16 protein-coding genes are annotated in these 17331 nt (G+C 69.3%); 8 read left to right on the top strand and 8 right to left on the bottom strand.

What is annotated here, in order from left to right; translation table 11 throughout:
* A partial coding sequence (locus VG296_RS20845; RefSeq protein WP_325568109.1) for a VOC family protein occupies nucleotides 1–302 on the bottom strand: 302 nt, incomplete at its 3' end.
* 163 nt (nucleotides 303–465) lie between these two features.
* Here VG296_RS20845 and VG296_RS20840 point away from each other — a divergent pair.
* Nucleotides 466–1656 carry an acetyl-CoA C-acetyltransferase gene (locus tag VG296_RS20840; RefSeq protein ID WP_325568107.1) on the top strand — a complete coding sequence of 397 codons (1191 nt, stop codon included), beginning with the start codon at nucleotides 466–468 and terminating at the stop codon, nucleotides 1654–1656.
* Between the two features lie 55 nt (nucleotides 1657–1711).
* On the top strand, nucleotides 1712–2683 hold the full coding sequence (meaB, locus tag VG296_RS20835) for a methylmalonyl Co-A mutase-associated GTPase MeaB (protein WP_325568105.1): 972 nt from the start codon (nucleotides 1712–1714) through the stop codon (nucleotides 2681–2683).
* Here meaB and VG296_RS20830 read toward each other — a convergent pair.
* Complete coding sequence (locus VG296_RS20830) at nucleotides 2680–3231, bottom strand: MarR family winged helix-turn-helix transcriptional regulator (protein WP_325568104.1); 552 nt, start codon at nucleotides 3229–3231, stop codon at nucleotides 2680–2682. The two genes, meaB and VG296_RS20830, sit on opposite strands and share 4 nt — an antisense overlap.
* Nucleotides 3232–3255: 24 nt before the next feature.
* Entirely contained in the window at nucleotides 3256–4212 is a 957-nt protein-coding gene (locus VG296_RS20825; protein WP_325568102.1) for a DUF2127 domain-containing protein, read from the bottom strand.
* Nucleotides 4213–4316: 104 nt separating this feature from the next.
* Here VG296_RS20825 and VG296_RS20820 point away from each other — a divergent pair, with 104 nt between their 5' ends.
* The 3 genes from VG296_RS20820 to VG296_RS20810 all read left to right on the top strand — a co-directional run bounded on the left by VG296_RS20820 (nucleotide 4317) and on the right by VG296_RS20810 (nucleotide 7158).
* Nucleotides 4317–4646 carry a DUF3817 domain-containing protein gene (locus VG296_RS20820; protein ID WP_325568100.1) on the top strand — a complete coding sequence of 110 codons (330 nt, stop codon included), beginning with the start codon at nucleotides 4317–4319 and terminating at the stop codon, nucleotides 4644–4646.
* Between the two features lie 123 nt (nucleotides 4647–4769).
* Nucleotides 4770–6635, top strand: a complete 1866-nt coding sequence (gene ilvD / locus VG296_RS20815; protein ID WP_325568096.1) for a dihydroxy-acid dehydratase — start codon at nucleotides 4770–4772, stop codon at nucleotides 6633–6635.
* Between the two features lie 28 nt (nucleotides 6636–6663).
* Entirely contained in the window at nucleotides 6664–7158 is a 495-nt protein-coding gene (locus VG296_RS20810; RefSeq protein WP_325568094.1) for a MarR family transcriptional regulator, read from the top strand.
* 24 nt (nucleotides 7159–7182) lie between these two features.
* Here the strand turns inward: VG296_RS20810 and VG296_RS20805 are convergent, their stop codons facing one another.
* Complete coding sequence (locus VG296_RS20805) at nucleotides 7183–9063, bottom strand: serine/threonine-protein kinase (RefSeq protein WP_325568092.1); 1881 nt, start codon at nucleotides 9061–9063, stop codon at nucleotides 7183–7185.
* Between the two features lie 105 nt (nucleotides 9064–9168).
* On the opposite strand from VG296_RS20805, the gene VG296_RS20800 reads away from it, so the two are divergent.
* Nucleotides 9169–10833 carry an acyl-CoA mutase large subunit family protein gene (locus tag VG296_RS20800; RefSeq protein ID WP_325568090.1) on the top strand — a complete coding sequence of 555 codons (1665 nt, stop codon included), beginning with the start codon at nucleotides 9169–9171 and terminating at the stop codon, nucleotides 10831–10833.
* A 53-nt stretch (nucleotides 10834–10886) separates the two neighbouring features.
* On the opposite strand, the gene VG296_RS20795 is transcribed toward VG296_RS20800, so the two are convergent.
* The 4 genes from VG296_RS20795 to VG296_RS20780 form a co-directional block, all read right to left on the bottom strand.
* The gene (locus VG296_RS20795) at nucleotides 10887–11276 is read right to left on the bottom strand and encodes a DUF805 domain-containing protein (protein WP_349259645.1); all 390 of its coding nucleotides are present in this window, start codon (nucleotides 11274–11276) and stop codon (nucleotides 10887–10889) included.
* A 131-nt stretch (nucleotides 11277–11407) separates the two neighbouring features.
* A complete protein-coding gene (locus VG296_RS20790) occupies nucleotides 11408–11830 on the bottom strand; it encodes a hypothetical protein (protein ID WP_325568086.1) in 423 nt (140 codons plus the stop codon).
* A 13-nt stretch (nucleotides 11831–11843) separates the two neighbouring features.
* Entirely contained in the window at nucleotides 11844–12692 is an 849-nt protein-coding gene (locus VG296_RS20785; protein ID WP_325568084.1) for a heavy metal-binding domain-containing protein, read from the bottom strand.
* A gap of 1 nt (nucleotide 12693) precedes the next feature.
* On the bottom strand, nucleotides 12694–13587 hold the full coding sequence (locus VG296_RS20780; RefSeq protein WP_325568082.1) for a heavy metal-binding domain-containing protein: 894 nt from the start codon (nucleotides 13585–13587) through the stop codon (nucleotides 12694–12696).
* A gap of 98 nt (nucleotides 13588–13685) precedes the next feature.
* Here VG296_RS20780 and glgX point away from each other — a divergent pair, with 98 nt between their 5' ends.
* Nucleotides 13686–15818, top strand: coding sequence for a glycogen debranching protein GlgX (gene glgX, locus VG296_RS20775; RefSeq protein ID WP_325568080.1), 2133 nt, complete (start codon nucleotides 13686–13688; stop codon nucleotides 15816–15818).
* Between the two features lie 484 nt (nucleotides 15819–16302).
* Complete coding sequence (locus VG296_RS20770; RefSeq protein ID WP_325568078.1) at nucleotides 16303–17301, top strand: ABC transporter permease; 999 nt, start codon at nucleotides 16303–16305, stop codon at nucleotides 17299–17301.
* Nucleotides 17302–17331: the final 30 nt, after the last annotated feature.

The following is a 17331-nucleotide window of genomic DNA, read 5'->3' as shown; positions in this document are numbered from 1 at the left end:
TCGGTGACGGCGGCGGTCTCGGCGACCACGTCCGCGGTCCCGAAGGCCACGTGGTGCACGCCCTCGCCGTTCTTCTCCAGGAACTTGGCGATCGGCGACTCGGCGTGCAGCGGCTCGAGCAGCTGCAGGTAGGTCGAGCCGCCGTCGTCCGTGCCGTTGATCCGCAGCATGGCCTCACGCACGCCCTGCTGCTCGTTGACCTCCTGGTGGTACACCGTGAAACCGTAGGTCCGCTCGTAGAACGCGATGCTCGCGTCCAGGTCGCGGCAGGCGATACCGATGTGATCGACGCGGGTGATCATCTTGAGGTGCCCTTCCTGGCTTTGCTCGTTCGAGCTGGGGATAGGGTCCCCGGCACGGGTGTGTCGGAGATGACAGCTCTAGACCCTACTGGCGGGTAGCTCATTCGGCGATAGTGTGAAGTCACGTCCCCATACCTGAAATCTTGCGATGGGAGTCATCCGCATGACCACCTCCGTCATCGTCGCCGGAGCCCGAACCCCGATGGGTCGGCTGCTCGGTTCGCTCACGCCGTTCTCCGGCGCGGACCTGGGAGCGGCCGCCATCAAGGCGGCCCTGGAACGCGCCGGGATCACCGGCGACCAGGTCCAGTACGTGATCATGGGGCAGGTGTTGCAGGCCGGCACCGGTCAGATCCCGGCGCGCCAGGCCGCGGTCAAGGCCGGCATCCCGATGAGCGTGCCCGCGCTGACCGTCAACAAGGTCTGCCTCTCCGGCCTGGACGCGATCGCGCTGGCCGACCAGCTGATCCGGGCCGGCGAGTTCGAGATCGTGGTCGCGGGCGGCCAGGAGTCGATGACCAACGCCCCGCACCTGCTGCCGAAGTCGCGTGCCGGGTTCAAGTACGGCTCGATCGAGATGCTCGACGCGATGGCCTACGACGGGCTGACCGACGCCTTCGAGAACATCGCGATGGGCGAGTCCACCGAGAAGCACAACACCCGGCTCGGGCTCACCCGTGCCGAGCAGGACGAGGTCGCCGCGGCCTCGCACCAGCGCGCGGCGGCGGCGCAGAAGAACGGCCTGTTCGACGCGGAGATCGTGCCGGTGGAGATTCCGCAACGCAAGGGCGACCCGGTGGTCTTCGGCAAGGACGAGGGCATCCGCGCCGAGACGACCACGGAGACGCTCGGCAAGCTTCGTCCCGCGTTCAGCAAGGAGGGCACCATCACCGCGGGCTCTTCCTCGCAGATCTCGGACGGCGCGGCGGCGGTCGTGGTGATGAGCAGGGCCAAGGCCGAGGAGCTGGGCCTGACCTGGATCGCCGAGATCGGTGCGCACGGCAACGTCGCCGGCCCGGACAACTCGCTGCAGTCGCAGCCCTCGAACGCCATCCGGCACGCCCTCGGCAAGGAGGGCCTCGAGGTTGCGGACCTGGACCTGATCGAGATCAACGAGGCGTTCGCGGCGGTCGCGGTGCAGTCCGCCAAGGACCTCGGCCTGGACTTCGAGAAGATCAACGTCAACGGCGGCGCGATCGCACTCGGCCACCCGATCGGCATGTCCGGCGCGCGCATCGTGCTGCACCTCGCCCTCGAGCTCCGGCGGCGCGGCGGCGGCGTGGGCGCGGCGGCCCTGTGCGGCGGCGGCGGTCAGGGCGACGCGCTGATCATCCGCGTTCCGGCGGCCGGCTGAGCCGCGGCGCGCGGTCAGGACCCAGGCGGATCACGAGTAAGGGACCATAGGTAGCGTGCGTTCCGGAAACACGACCATCGATGTCCCCGACCTCGTCGACCGCGCGCGGGGCGGCGATCCGCGCGCGGTCGCCCGGCTGATCTCCCAGGTGGAGGACGGCTCGCCGCAACTGCGCGAGGTGCTCGCCGCGCTCTCGCCGTATGCGGGCACGGCGTACGTCGTCGGGCTGACCGGTTCGCCCGGCGTCGGCAAGAGCACCTCGACGAACGCGCTGGTCACCGAGTATCGGGCGCGCGGCAAGCGGATCGGCGTGCTCGCGGTGGACCCCTCGTCGCCGTTCTCCGGCGGCGCGCTGCTCGGCGACCGGGTGCGGATGCAGGATCACGCGACCGACCCCGAGGTGTTCATCCGCTCCATGGCCTCCCGCGGTCATCTCGGCGGCCTCGCCGCGGCCACTCCGCAGGCGGCCCGGGTGCTGGAGGCGGCGGGCTGCGAGGTGATCCTGATCGAGACGGTAGGCGTCGGCCAGTCCGAGATCGAGGTCGCCTCCGCCGCGGACACCACCGTCGTGCTGCTGGCCCCCGGCATGGGCGACGGCATCCAGGCGGCCAAGGCCGGAATCCTGGAGATCGGCGACGTCTACGTGGTCAACAAGGCCGACCGGGACGGCGCTGACGCCACCGCGCGCGAGCTGAACCACATGCTCGCGCTCGGCGAGCGCCGCAACCCGGGCGACTGGCGCCAGCCGATCGTCAAGACCGTGGCCGCGCGGAGCGAGGGCGTGGCGGAACTCGTCGAGGCGCTGGAGAAGCACCGCGCCTATCTCGCCGAGACCGGCCTGCTCGCGACCCGGCGAAGGGCCCGCGCGGCCGCCGAGATCGAGGCCATCGCCCTCGGCGTGCTGCGTTCCCGCTACGGCTCCGTGCACGGCGGCCCCGACAGCCCGCTGCGCCGGCTCGCCGAGCGCGTGGCCGCGGGCGAGATCGACCCCTTCACCGCCGCCGACGAACTGCTGGCGGAGAGCTAGTCCCCGTCCGGGTTCGCGGAATCCGGGCAAGCGCCCTCGGCGCCGTTTCGCTCCACCATCTCCGCCCGGGCGTTGGCGCAGCCGGTGGCCGGGTTCATGCCGATCTTGTCGGCGACGGCCCGCAGGCCGGCGGCGAGGGCGGCGACCTGCTGCTCGTCGAGGATGTCGAAGAACAGCTCGCGGACGTCCGAGACGTGGCCGGGCGCGGCCTCGCGCAGCACGGTCCAGCCCTGCTCGGTGAGCTCGGCCCACTGGCCGCGACGGTCGTCCGGGCACTGGGTGCGCACCACGAGACCCGCTCGCTCCATCCGGCCGATCTGATGCGACAGCCGGCTCTTGGACAGCTGCGTGCGGTGCGAGAGCTCGGTCATCCGCAGCCGGTGCTCGGCCGACTCGGACACCTCGACCAGCACCTGGTAGTCCGTCAGGGTCAGGTCATGCCGTTCGTGCAGCCGGTCCTCGAGGTGGTTGGGCAGCAGCCGCATCACCTCGAGCCAGGCGCGCCACGCCCCCTGCTCGTTCTCGTTCAGCCAGCGGGTAGTACTCATGTCTCCCAGTTTACGCGAGATTGTTTAAGCTTGAACAATTTCTTCGGGCGGCTCCCCGAGCGGCATCCGGACGGTCGGCTCGGCGACGCTCAGCGGGAGCGTGGCCGCGTTGTTCGTCAGGGTGTCGCTCGACAGGCCGTCGTCGGGCACGGTCCTGCTCGGCGCGCCGCCGCCCGGCACGCCGTTGTTCGACACGCCGTTGTTCGGCACGGCCCCGGTCGGCTTGGCCGGCCCGACCGGCTCGGTGGGCTCGTGCAGCAGCGACTCGCTGGTCAGCTCGGCCTCGTACGCCCTGCCGCCGCCGCGGACGCCGAACAGCCGCTTCGCCCAGACCAGGTAGACCACCGCGAGCACGTTGAGCGCGAACGTGGCGATCTTGAACTTGGTCGCGTGCTCGGTGAGCTCGTAGATCTCGACCGGCAGGAAGAGCGAGGTGGCCACCGCGGCGAAATACTCGCCCCAGCGCTTCGCCAGCCACAGGCCGATCGCCTCGATCAGCTCGATCACCGCGTACAGCGCCAGCGCCGCGGCCGCGAGGTCCAGCGAGGAATGCTTGTAGGTGAACAGCTTCCGGATCGTCGTGACGACCGAGGAGTTGTCCAGGTCGTAGCCGTAGTGCTGGGCCACCGGCTTGAATATCGTCAGATTCTTCTCGAAGAGCATCTGCACGGAGTGCTCCGAGTTCGAGAACTTCCACACCGCGTACGCGCCGAGGCCGACCAGCAGGAAACGGAAGATCCGCTCGACCGCCAGCAGCCGCATGATGAACCGCGACCGCAGCGCCTTGCCGCGCAACGGCATCGGCGCCTCGGCCACCGGTCCGCTCGCCGTCGGCACGTCGAGGACGAAGTCCCCGCAGCGCAGGCAGCGCCAGGCCGTGCCGATCCCCGTATCGGCCCTGACCTGGCCCTGATACTCCTTCTCCACCGGCTCATAGAGGACGTGCCCCCGCCGCGAGCATGCTCGCCTACTCCAATCCATGCGGTACAGCCTAGAGGCCCGCGCCGACAGTGTGACGAGACTTACGCCGCCGAACGCGGGGGTCGGTGCAATCTTCCCGACCGCGCGTCGGTAAGATATCGGGCATGACTTCTCGCGACACGTTCACCCGCCTGTTCATCCCCGTATCCCTCGCCGAGGGCGTCTCGTTCCTGATCCTTCTCGGCGTCGCCATGCCGCTGCAGATCGTCGGCCACCACCAGATGCCGGTGCAGATCTTCGGCATGCTGCACGGCCTGCTGTTCATCGCCTACGTGATGATCACCGCGTACGGGCACACGCAGCGCAAGTGGACCGGCAAGCGCCTCGCCTGGATCCTGGTCATGTCCGTGCTGCCGACCGGCGCTTTCTTCGCGGAGCGCTCGGTGAGGAACGAGGCCGCGGCCGGCGCCTCCGTCGAGCCCGCGGTCGCCTGACCCGCCGTTCCGTATCTTGAATGCCGGAACCGCTGTCCCGAGCGGCGGACGAGGTGGGAGACTTCTAGCAGTCGGCGGCGCTGCCGACAAGACGAGGCACCATCAGAAACGGAGTGATCCGCAATGCCGGCTCTGCGGTCCCGGACTTCGACCCACGGACGCAACATGGCGGGTGCGCGCGCACTCTGGCGCGCCACCGGCATGACGGACGCGGACTTCGGCAAGCCCATCGTCGCGATCGCCAACTCCTTCACCCAGTTCGTTCCCGGCCACGTGCACCTGCGCAACGTCGGCGAGATCGTCGCCGAGTCGGTGCACGCGGCCGGCGGGGTGGCCAAGGAGTTCAACACCATCGCCGTGGATGACGGCATCGCCATGGGCCACGGCGGCATGCTCTACTCGCTGCCCTCCCGCGAGCTGATCGCCGACGCCGTCGAGTACATGGTGAACGCGCACTGCGCCGACGTGCTGGTGTGCATCTCCAACTGCGACAAGATCACCCCGGGCATGCTGATGGCCGCGCTGCGCCTGAACATCCCGACCGTCTTCGTCTCCGGCGGCCCGATGGAGGCCGGCAAGGCGCACATCCGCGACGGCGTGGCCTACGACAAGCTCGACCTGATCGACGCGATGTCCGCCGCCGCCGACGAGAAGGTCTCCGACGACACCCTCGGCACCATCGAGCGCTCCGCCTGCCCGACCTGCGGCTCCTGCTCCGGCATGTTCACCGCCAACTCGATGAACTGCCTGGTCGAGGCGCTCGGCCTGGGCCTGCCCGGCAACGGCTCGGTGCTCGCCACGCACGGCAAGCGGCGCGCCCTGTTCGAGCGCGCCGGCTCGCTGGCCGTGGAGCTGGCGGAGCGCTACTACGCCAAGGACGACGAGTCGGTGCTGCCGCGCTCGATCGCCACCCCCGCGGCGTTCGGCAACGCCATGGCGATGGACGTGGCGATGGGCGGTTCGACGAACACCGTGCTGCACCTGCTCGCCGCGGCCCAGGAGGCGGGCGTCGGCTTCGGCCTCAAGGAGATCGACGAGACCTCGCGCCGCGTCCCGTGCATCGTCAAGGTCGCGCCGAACCGCGCGTCGGCCGACAAGACCTATTACATGGAGGACGTGCACCGCGCGGGCGGCATTCCGGCGATCCTCGGCGAGCTGCGCCGCGGCGGAGTGCTCGACGAGGGCGTGCACGCGGTGCACGCCGAGTCGCTCGGCGCGTGGCTGGACGAGTGGGACGTGCGCGCGGCCGATCCGTCGGCCGCCGCGGTCGAGCTCTTCCACGCGGCGCCCGGCGGCGTGCGCACGACCGAGCCGTTCTCCACGGAGAACCGCTGGGACAAGCTCGACCTGGACGGCGCGGGCGGGTGCATCCGCGGCCTCGAGCACGCGTACACGAAGGACGGCGGCCTCGCGGTGCTCTGGGGCAACCTCGCCGCGGACGGCGCGATCGTGAAGACCGCGGGCGTGGCCGAGGAGATCTGGACCTTCAGCGGCCCGGCACGCGTGTTCGAGAGCCAGGACCAGGCCGTCGAGGCGATCATGAACAACCGGGTCGTCGCCGGCGACGTCGTGGTGATCCGCTACGAGGGCCCGAAGGGCGGACCGGGCATGCAGGAGATGCTGTACCCGACCGCGTTCCTCAAGGGCAAGGGACTGGGCGCCAAGTGCGCGCTGATCACCGACGGGCGTTTCTCCGGCGGCACCTCGGGCCTGTCCATCGGGCACGTCTCCCCGGAGGCCGCGGCCGGCGGCCTGATCGCGCTGGTCGAGGAGGGCGACACGGTCTCGATCGACATCCGCACCCGCGCGCTGGAACTGGACGTCCCGGCCGAGGTGCTGGCCGAGCGCCGCGCCGCGCTGGAGTCCGGTCACGGCTACAAGCCGAAGGACCGCGACCGGCCCGTCTCGCTCGCGCTCAAGGCGTACGCGCTGCTGGCCACGTCCGCCGCCACCGGGGCGGTGCGCGACCGGGCCATGCTCGAGGGCTGAGACAGGTAGGAAGGGTAAGGGACTCGGGGTGCTCTCCTTCGATCCGGTCCAGCGGGCCTTCGAACTCTGGCAGGACCGCTGGGGCGAGTCGAGCTCGATGCGCGCGGTCACCTCGCTGATGCGCGCGCACCAGCTCGTCCTCGCCGAGGTGGACGCGATAGTGAAGCCGTACGGCCTGACGTTCGCGCGCTACGAGGCCCTGGTGCTGCTGGTCTTCAGCAAGAAGGGCTCCCTCCCGCTGTCGAAGATCGGCGAGCGCCTCCAGGTGCACCCGACGTCGGTGACGAACATCATCGACCGGCTGGAGAAGTCCGACCTGGTCACCCGCAGGCCCAACCCGAACGACGGCCGCGGCGTGCTCGCCGAGATCACCGAGCAGGGCCGCCGCGTGGCGGAGAAGGCGACGGCCGATCTGATGGCCGCCGAGTTCGGCCTCGGCGCCCTGAGCACCGAGCAGCACGACTCGCTCTTCGCCACGCTGCGGGATCTACGCCTGGCCTCCGGCGACTTTGCCGAGGGCTGACACGCTGGAGCCGGCACACGCTCCTCAGTTCGAGGTGATCTTGTTGGTGGCGCTGTCATAGGTGTAGGTCGCGGAGCACTTCTCGTCGGTGGCGTCGTCCTTGTTCCAGACGCAGATCTCCGCTGTGACTTTCCAGGTGCCGACATAGAAGCAGCCGTTGCAGCTGTTCGCGGAGGACTTACCGCCGTCCGAGGCCGAGAGGTCCGCGGTCGTGACGCTCTGGATGGATGAGCTGTAGGTGAATGTGCCCCCGCAACCGGCGGCGGAGCCCGCGGACACGTAGCCGTAGAAGATCGAACTGCTGTAGTCGATCCAGCCCGCGCAGTCGTTCACGGTGACCTCCGAGCCGCTGACCAGGCCCTCGCTGCTGCTCGGACCGGCCGCCGGGCCGCCTGCGGCGGTCGTCCTCGTCGTGGTCTTCGTCACCACCGTCCCGCCGCTCCCCGAGTTCGAGCCGCCTGTGCCGGACGAGCCGCTGCCGCTGCTCGTCGAATGGGAGTCGCTCGCAGCACTCGAATCAGCCGACGCCGATGCTGTTGCCGCCGCGGACGCCGAACTCGATGGATGCGCACTCTGCGACGCCGTGGGCCGAGCGGATGCCGAGGCTCCGGCCTTCGTGCCGGTGTGCGTGTTGGAAACCGAGAAAGTGGGATTGCCGCCGCCCGCCGACGATACGAAAGGCACGTTGTTCGTCGCGATCAGCGTCCCGGCCGTTCCCATGCCCAGGACCAGCGGCAGAATCAGCACCAGCCGCTTCCGCCTGCGATCCTTGCCGTGCGGATTTTCCTTCTCCCTCGCCTGCTTCTCCGCCTCGTCCACGTTCACCGGCTCGAACGCCACCGGCACCGTCTCGGCCTCGGCGTCCACCCCGGCCGACTCCTGCTGCTGCTCCTGTTCCGGCGCTGGTTGCTGTTCCCGCTCCGGCGGCTCGAACTCGGTGACTCCCTCGGCGTCGGCGTGGCTCACCCGGGTCGCGGCGGCGAACTCGGCGCGTATCGCGATCCGCTCCGCGATGACCGCGGGCCACCGCGGACGCCCCGGCGCGACGTGCCGCCCGGCGAGCTCCGCGAGTTCGGCGGCGGACGGCCGTTGCGCGGGGTCCTTCGCGAGACAGGACTCGACGACGTTCGCGAGCTCGCCGTCCAGCGCACGCAGCGCGTACAGATCCGGCGCCTCGTGCACGATGCGGAACAGCAGATCGGTGCCGGAGCCCGCGCCGAACGGCGGTTCGCCCGTCGCCGCGAACGCGATGACGCCGGCCAGGGAGAACACGTCCACCGCCGGAGTCATCGCCTTCACCGCGCGCGCCTGCTCCGGGGCCATGTAGGCGGGCGTGCCGACGATCATCCCGGTGGCCGTCACCGTGCTCTGATCCGCCGCGCGCGCCACCCCGAAGTCGATGAGCGTCACGCCGGAGCCGGTCAGCATCACGTTGGAGGGCTTCAGATCCCGGTGCACCATCTCCAGCGCGGCGACCGCCTTCAGCCGCGCGGCGAGCTCGCGCAGCAGCAGCCACACCGTCTCGATCGGCAGCGACCCGCCGTTCAGGTACACCGAATCGTGCAGCGTGACACCCGGGATGTACTCGGTCGCGAACCACGGCGGCCGCGCCGTCCGGTCCGCCGCCAGCAGCCGCGCGCTGACGCCGGAAGGCAGCCGCGCCTGATTGTCGAGCTCCTGCCCGAAGTGCCGCAGGAAGGTCTTGTCGTTGCTCAGGTAGGGCAGCACCCGCTTGACCGCGGCGTACCCCTCCGGCGCCGCACCGAGATAGACCCGCCCCATTCCTCCGGAGCCCAGTACGGCCTGGATCGGAAAGGCCCCGATCTGCGTCGGGTCCTCGGCCGCCAGCGGCTCGGCGCCGATGCTCGACAGGTCTAAGTGGGATGTCGTCCCCTCATGCGTCACGCGGAGCAGGCTAGTGAGGGCCCGCGGGGACCGGTCCTCAAGCTCGTTCGTACTGCTCAGCGGCCCCCGTCGACAGTTACTTGGACGTCCTAGTACTTTGGAGGCATGAGTAGAGAGCGGTGGCAGGCGGCCTACGAGGCCGCTCGGAAGACCGACCGGGACACCACCACCATCAGCGGTGAGCCCACAGAACCGGTGTACGGACCGGCTACGGACGAGGAAGCCGCAGGTCATCCGGGCTTCGAACGGATCGGCTGGCCGGGGCGGTACCCGTTCACCCGGGGCCTCTACCCGACCGGGTACCGCGGGCGGCCGTGGACGATCCGGCAGTTCGCCGGCTTCGGCAGCGCGGCGGACACCAACGAGCGGTTCCAGGCGATATTGGCGGCGGGCGGCGGAGGGCTCTCCGTCGCCTTCGACATGCCGACGCTGATGGGCCGCGACTCGGACGAGCCGCGCTCGCTCGGCGAGGTGGGGCACTGCGGCGTGGCGATCGACTCGGCGGCCGACATGGACGTGCTGTTCCGGGACATCCCGCTCGGCGACGTGACCACGTCGATGACCATCAGCGGCCCGGCCGTGCCGGTCTTCTGCATGTATGTGGTCGCGGCCGAGCGGCAGGGCTACTCACCTGCCCAGCTCAACGGCACTCTGCAGACGGACATCTTCAAGGAGTACATCGCGCAGAAGGAATGGCTGTTCCCGCCCGAGCCGCACCTGCGCCTGATCGGCGACCTGATGGAGTACTGCGCGAGCGAGATCCCCGCGTACAAGCCGCTGTCGGTCTCCGGGTACCACATCCGCGAGGCCGGGTCGACGGCCGCCCAGGAGCTCGCGTACACGCTGGCCGACGGCTTCGGGTACGTCGAGCTCGGCCTGTCCCGCGGCCTGGACATCGACGTGTTCGCGCCCGGCCTGTCCTTCTTCTTCGACGCGCACATCGACTTCTTCGAGGAGATCGCGAAGTTCCGCGCGGCCCGCCGGATCTGGGCCCGCTGGCTGCGCGACGTGTACGGCGCGAAGACCGACAAGGCGCAGTGGCTGCGCTTCCACACGCAGACGGCCGGCGTGTCCCTCACTGCTCAGCAGCCCGAGAACAACATCGTGCGCACGGCCATCGAGGCACTGTCCGCCGTCCTCGGCGGCACCAACTCGCTGCACACCAACGCGCTCGACGAGGTGCTCGCGCTGCCCTCCGCGAAGGCCGCCGAGATCGCGGTGCGGACGCAGCAGGTCATCCTCGAGGAGACCGGCGTCGCCAACGTCGCCGACCCTCTCGGCGGCTCGTGGTACGTCGAGGCGCTCACCGATCGCATCGAGGCGCAGGCCGAGGAGATCTTCCAGCGCATCAAGGACATCGGCGGCGACGGCACCATCACGTCCGGCCTGTTGCGCGGCATCGACGAGGGCTACTTCACCGGCGAGATCGCCGAGGCCTCATTCCGCTACCAGCAGGCGGTGGAGAAGGGGGAGAAGCGCATCGTCGGCGTCAACGCGCACACGGAGTCGATCGAGGAGCCCCTCGAGATCCTGCGCATCTCGCACGAGGTCGAACTCGCCCAGAACCGCGACCTCGCCGCCCGCCGCGAGCACCGCGACAACGCCGCCGTGCGGGCCGCCCTCGCCGAGCTCAAGCAGGGCGCCGAGGCCGAGGGCGTGAACCTCATCGCCCCGATGCTCGACGCCGTCCGCGCGGAGGCCAGCCTCGGCGAGATCTGCGGCGTCCTCAAGGACGTCTTCGGCACTTACACGGAGCCCGCGCGGTTCTAGCCGCGATGAGCTGACGACGGGCCCCCGGCGCGATCCGGGGGCCCGCGGTTCTTCTAGTACCCGGCGTTGTACGGGTTGCCGTACTGGTCGACCGGCTGGTTGCCGATGCCCTTCGGGTTCTCGCCGTACTTGTTCGGCCCCGGCTTGCTGTCCTGGCAGAGGAACACGATCAGGACGATGATGCCTATGCAGGTGAACACGATCAGGTTCCACCAGCCGCTGCGGCCCGTGTCGTGCAGCCGGCGCACGGACACCGCGAGGCCGGGCAGGAAGACCGCGAGGCCGTAGATCGTGTCGAGCAGCGGGAACTTCACAGCGGCGCCGATGAGCTCGACGACCAGGCTGATGACGAAGTTCACGAGCGTGAACTGCCAGTACTCCGCGCGTCGCGCCCGCCCCTCGAACCCGACGTAGTTTTTGAGCACGCCGGTGTAATAGTTGATCAAGTTCCCCTCCATGGGCATCAGAACGATGAAACCGCGCGGCAGCCGCGCGGTCGCATGAAGCTATTGGCCTGACGCCTTACGTGTCAACAGATACATGTGCACGTATTAGGGAACGTTCGGGGACGAATTCACCCACCCAGATACTTCTGTAGCGCCTCGCGCGCCCGTGCGCTCGACTCCGCGGTCTCGGCGATGCCTCTCGCCAGGGCGGAGATCCATTCGTCCAGGCCGACCTGCTGCCGGGAGAGCACGACGCCGCGCACCTCCTTGCAGATCTCGCCGACGGGTCGGCCGCGGTCCATGCGCAGGCTGAGCCGGACGTCGCCGAGGGATACGTCCAGCGACGTGACCGTGCCCTCGCGGCCGGCCACCCGGTCCGACATGCTGCGCTTGCGCTCCACCTGGACCGCGCCCTGCGGCAGGGACTCGACCAGGTTCACCGACAACACCTTGGCGTAGACGTCCAGGTCGGCGCTGTCCTGGCGCAGCGCGGCGGCCAGCAGTTCCACATCCATGCTGTCGGAGCCGGTCGGCTCCAGTTCTCCACCCATGGAACCCATGGTCTCAGTTGTCCAGCGACAGCACCATGGTGGGCCGGTCGATCACGTGGTCGGCACGCAGCGGGCGCACCGCGGTGCCGATCGCGAAGAACTCGGTGGTGTGGCCGCCCCAGGTGTGTGAGTGCTGCTTCAACTGCACGCCCACGATGCCCTCGGCGTGCAGCGTCTCGGCCTCCGCCTGCATCCGGCTCATCGCGAGCTCACGAGCGTCGTACAGCGCCTGGGTGTACTGCGGGATCTCCACGTTCCTGCCCATGTTGCCGAGCACCTGGCCGAAGCGCTGGTGGGCGATGTGGTACACGCACGAGCCCATCACCAGGTCCAGCGGCGCGTAGCCGGCCCGGATCAGCGTCCAGAAGTCCTGGCCGCTCAGGTCCGAGGTGAACGGCTTGCCCTTGTTGTTGCGCCAGCCGTGCGCGTGGTCGCCGTGGTCCACGCCGTCCTCCGCCTTCACCGCGGTGCCGATGGCGATGAACTCGGCGATGTCCGCGCCGAACTCCTTGAACTCGACGTCGAGGCGCACGCCGACGATGCCGTCCGCGCCGAGCGCGCTGGCCTCGGCCTCCATCCGGCTCATCGCCAGCTCCCGGGCGTGGTACATCGCCTGCGAGAGGACGTCCATCTCCTGGTTCTTCGACCAGCGGCCCAGCTGGATGCCCACGTGGTAGATGCTCGAGCCGAGCACCAGGCCGAGCGGCCGGAACCCGACCTCGCGCACCAGCAGGAACTCGTTGACCGTCAGGTCGGAGGTGAAGATGCCGCCCTTGCCGGGCTGCAGCTGCGACAGCCGGCGCATCGCGTCCTCGGGCACGCCCTCGTCGTGCAGGGTCTTCGCGGTGGTCTCGTCGGTCATCTCACAAACCTGCCGTCTTCTTGTAGTCGAGGCGCATGATGGTGAGGGCCTTGGGAGCGGGTTCCCGGTGGGAGCGCTCGAAGCGGGCGATGGACGTGCCGAGCAGGAAGGCCTCGGCGATGTGGTCGCGTCCCCCCTGGTAAGCCGGGCACTCGCGCTCCCCGATGCGCAGGTCCACCTCGTCCACCACGACGCCGTCGCCGCCGTGCTGGCGCGCGTCCTTCATCAGCTGGTTGCGCGCGTCGTGCCGGGCGTTGTTGATCAGCTGCGTGTAGCCGGGCACTTCCTGGTTGCCGGCCCAGCGGCTCAGCGCCGCGCGGGTGCGGTAGTCGTCGTGCCGGGAGGCGATCGAGATGCCGAGGACCAGTCCGGTCGGCACGTAGCCCGCGTGGATCAGCTTGGCGAACTCCTGGCCGGTCACGTGCGAGGTGAACGGCTTCTTGGGCCGCACCTTCCCGCGGGCCCGCACGGCCGTGCCGAGCGCGGTGAACTCCAGGCCGCCGGTCACGAAGCGCTGCACCTTGAGCGCCGCCCCGACGATGCCGTCCCCGCCGAGCGCCTGGCACTCGGCGACCGCCCTGCCGATCGCGGTCTGCCGGGCCGTGTACATGGCCTGCACCAGCGCGCTGAACGGGGCCCACGCGCGCGAGGAGACATCGGTCGACAGGCCCTGCCCGAGGTAGCCGCTCCAGGCGCCCGAGCAGCCGTATCCGCCCTGGTAGCCGATCTGGTACACGGCAGTACCGAGCACCTGGCCGACCGGGTCGAAGCCGACTCCCTTGATCGCGTTGAACTCCTGCGTGCTCAGCGCCGAGCCCCAGGTCGCCGTGTTCCGGATCTCGTGCATCCGGGCGCGCGCGGCTTCGGGTAGCCCACTCTCCCAGGTCTGCGCCATGATGCCTCCGGGTCGCTTCGGCGGGAACTGAGGTTATCTCCCGTCGCCCAGGGTATTGCATGGGGCGTCCCAGGCGAACGTAGGGAGTGTGCATTTTCATGGCTCGAACCGGGTCGCGGGCCTGGCCCGGGTCCTGGCGTCCGCTGGGTCTCAGCTTCGACGGCCAAGGGGTGAACGCCGCGCTGTGGGCGGCCGGGGCGAGCGGCGTTGACCTGTGCCTGTTCGAGGAGGACGGCACCGAGCACCGGGTCCCGCTGACCGAGTCCACCTTCCACGTCTGGCACGGCTACGTGCCCGGGGTGGAACCCGACCAACGTTACGGCTTTCGGGTGTACGGGCCCTGGGAGCCGGAGCTCGGCCACCGCTGGAACCCGGAGAAGGTGCTGCTCGACCCGTACGCCCGCGCGGTGACCGGCGACTTCGAGCTCGACGACGCCGTGTACGGTCAGAACCCCGGCGATTCGGCACCCTTCGTGCCCAAGGGCGTCGTGGTCGACGAGCGGGACGGCGCCGACACCGGACCCCGGCCGTTCACGCCGTGGTCGGAAACTGTTATTTACGAGGCGCACGTGCGCGGACTGACGATGCGTCACCCCGGAGTGCCCGAGGAGCTGCGCGGCACGTACGCGGGCCTGGCGCACCCGGCCGTGATCGACCACCTGGTCAACCTCGGCATCACGGCGGTCGAGCTGCTGCCGGTGCACCACTTCGTCTCCGAGCCGCACCTGCTCGAGCGCGGCCTGGTCAACTACTGGGGCTACAACTCGATCGGCTACTTCGCCCCGCACGCCGGCTACAGCGCCGCGGTACGGCGCGGCCGGCGCGGCGGTCAGGTGCGCGAGTTCCAGGAGATGGTCGCCGCACTGCACCACGCCGGGATCGAGGTCATCCTCGACGTCGTCTACAACCACACGGCCGAGGGCGGCGAGAACGGCCCGACGCTCTCCTTCCGCGGCATCGACAACGACTGTTACTACCGGCTCGGCGAAGACCCCGCGACGTACCAGGACTACACCGGCTGCGGCAACACGCTGAACGTGACCCAGCCGCACGTCATCCAGCTGATCACCGACTCGCTGCGGTACTGGGCCACGCAGATGGGCGTGGACGGCTTCCGCTTCGACCTCGCCTCGGCGCTCGCCCGCTCGATGCACGACGTGGACAAGCTCTCCTCCTTCCTCACCGTGATCTCGCAGGACCCGGTGCTGCAGGACGTGAAGCTGATCGCCGAGCCCTGGGACGTCGGGCAGGGCGGCTACCAGGTCGGCGAGTTCCCGCCGCTGTGGACCGAGTGGAACGACAAGTTCCGGGACACCGCCCGCGACTTCTGGCGCGGCGGCCGGCCCGACGTGCGCGATCTGGCCTACCGGATCTCGGGCTCGTCCGACCTCTACCAGGACGACGGCCGCCGCCCCTACGCGTCGATCAACTTCATCACCGCGCACGACGGCTTCACGATGCGCGACCTCGTCACCTACGAGCAGAAGCACAACGAGGCGCACGGCGAGGACAACCGGGACGGCAGCAACGACAACCGGTCCAGCAACTACGGTGTCGAGGGGGAGACCGACGACCTGAAGCTGAACCTGGTCCGCCGCCGTCAGATCCGCAACCTGCTGGGCATGATGCTGCTGGCCACGGGCGTGCCGATGCTGGTCGCCGGCGACGAGTTGGGCCGCACCCAGGGCGGCGACAACAACGCCTACTGCCTGGACGACGAGACCAGCTGGCTGGACTGGTCGCTGCTCAAGCATCCCGAGTGGCGCAGCCTGCTCGACCTGACGCGCCGCCTGATCCACCTGCGCAGACAGCATCCCGTGCTGCGGCAGCGCGTCTTCTTCAGCGGCCAGCCGGCGTTCCCCGGCGGGCTGCAGGACATCGCCTGGTTCCGTCCGGACGCCAAGGAGATGACCGACGCGGACTGGTTCGCCCCGGCAAGCGTGCTCGGGGTGTATCTGTCCGGCCAGGACATCCGCGGCCGCGGTCCGCACGGCGAGCGGATCACCGACGACAGCTTCCTCCTGGTGCTGCACGCGGGCGCCGAGGAGCTCGAATTCACCCTCCCGGGTGACCCGTGGGCCCGCTGGTACCAGGTCGTCGTCGACACCACGCTCGACGCCGACCCCGGAGCCCGGGACGACGACGTGCTCGGCGCCGGAACGCCCGTCATCCTGGCGCCGCGCTCCTTGCTGCTGCTCCGCGCCGACCACGAACTGTGGAACCCCACGTAGCCCGCGGCGGCTTCCCCGGCGAATCAGTATTCTTCATCGGCCGTTCATCGCGGCTTCATCTCCGCTGCGTACCGCTCATATGAGCTGTCCTTCACCGCACGGACATCGAACACCGGTACGGTCTTTTTCCGCGTACCGGCGTCTTGCCATCCGGACGCGTGTTGTACGCTGGCGGGTGCTTTCGGAGCGAAGGTCTCCCGGGCCGGCCGATCTACCCGGATTGCGCGGCTCGGTGGGTGATGTGGGCGATTGATCCACTACGCCCCGTGTTCTTCCATTTGCGGTGAGAACAACCTTATGGCCGAGTGATCACGGTTACGCAACGGAGCTCCGCCAGATCTTCCCAAATGCTGGACGCTGGGAGAGGCTTCACTCCGAAAACAGCTGGGACTTTGGCATCAAAACACCGGGCGCGGCGGTGATCCCTGCCGCGAAACGGTGGGAAAACGCCGGTCGAACCGACCAGAAGACAGGACACGACGCGATGACCTTGATCGAGGACGCGGGGGACGCGAGCTTCACGCCCGAAGTCGCGGCCGCCGCCGGTGTCGGCAAGATCGAGGGTCGCTCCCTCAGCCGCATCGCGTGGAACCGGTTCAAGAAGGACCGGGTCGCGGTCGTCAGCGGGATCTTCATCATCGTGCTGATCGTGGCGGCCATCGCGGCGCCGCTGCTCTCCGGCATCGAGGGCTCAGACCCCTACACACTGCACACCAACCTGATCGACCCGAACTACCAGGTCCCGATCGGCGGCGGCGGCGGCATATCCGGGACGCACTGGCTCGGCATCGACATGCCCGGCGGCCGCGACCTGTTCTCCCGCGTCATCTACGGCGCGCGCATCTCCCTGATGGTCGCCGGTGGTTCCACCGTGCTGGCCATCATCATCGGCGTGGCCATGGGCATGATCGCCGGCTACTTCGGCGGCTGGATCGACGCTGTGATCAGCCGCACGATGGACGTGCTGCTCGCCTTCCCGCTGCTGCTGTTCGCGATCTCGCTGGCCGTGGTGATCAACGAGAACCCCACGTTCCTCGGTTTCAGCGGCCTGACGCTCCAGGTCGGCATGCTCTGGGTGATCATCGGCTTCTTCTCCTGGCCGTACATGGGCCGCATCATCCGGGGCCAGGTGCTCGCCCTGCGCGAGCGCGAGTTCGTCGACGCGGCCCGGGTGCTCGGCGCCAAGCCGAGCCGGATCCTCGTCAAGGAGCTCCTGCCGAACCTCGTCGCGCCGATCATCATCTACGCCACGCTGCTGATCCCCACCAACATCCTGTTCGAGGCCGCGCTGTCCTTCCTCGGCGTGGGCATCCAGGAGCCGACCGCGTCCTGGGGACTGATGCTGGACCGGGCCATCAACTACTACCAGTCGGACCCCGAGTTCCTGCTCGTGCCCGGCATCGCGATCTTCCTCACCGTGCTGGCCTTCAACCTGCTCGGCGACGGATTGCGGGACGCCCTCGATCCGAAGGCCTCCCGGTGACTCTCCCAACTCTCGGCACCACGACGTGCT

Origin of the sequence: Actinospica sp. (assembly GCF_035552695.1) — a bacterium.
Taxonomy (GTDB): domain Bacteria; phylum Actinomycetota; class Actinomycetes; order Streptomycetales; family Catenulisporaceae; genus Actinospica.
This window is presented reverse-complemented; position numbering and strand designations above follow the sequence as displayed.